The 487-nt window shown below is 48.0% G+C and carries 1 protein-coding gene; it reads left to right on the top strand.

The window, feature by feature from the left end:
- Nucleotides 1-201 (top strand): hypothetical protein (locus tag E0L37_RS21720; RefSeq protein ID WP_205655679.1); only part of this gene is annotated, 201 nt, incomplete at its 5' end.
- Nucleotides 202-487 lie beyond the last annotated feature (286 nt).

A 487-nucleotide genomic window follows, 5' to 3' on the forward strand; every position in this document is an offset into this window, starting at 1 on the left:
CGCCGTATCGTTCTCGCTGAGACCGACAAATGCATGTTGTATCTGGAGTGCTACACCTGCGTCAATCACCACATGATAACAGCAGTGACCCGCGGGATCGGTAATGCCCGTTTCTGCCAGCGTTGTCGCTCATACCAGGCCGACGTCAGTGTCTTCAACACTGCGTCCAAGATCACGGTAAATAGCGCGTACACCCGCTGACCTAGTATCGAACACTTCTTGCTGGTAGCCGATAGTAAATTCATCACTGTACATTGGTTTTAATGAAGATGAAGCAATTAACCCTGGTTCAGTAATACCACGCTGGCGCCAAAAAAAAAAAAAGCAATTACCGGTAAATATCATTGTTGGTGTTGATCACAAGAAAGGTGAGGTGATCATCGATGGCCGTGCTAACATCATGACGTGAGACGAGATACAACTGACGCATAGAGTAGCATAAGACGGTCGAACGGTCATGTGATTGACTGACTTGCGCCTGCATGGG

Origin of the sequence: Alcanivorax sp. 24 (assembly GCF_004360225.1) — a bacterium.
Taxonomy (GTDB): domain Bacteria; phylum Pseudomonadota; class Gammaproteobacteria; order Pseudomonadales; family Alcanivoracaceae; genus Alloalcanivorax; species Alloalcanivorax xiamenensis.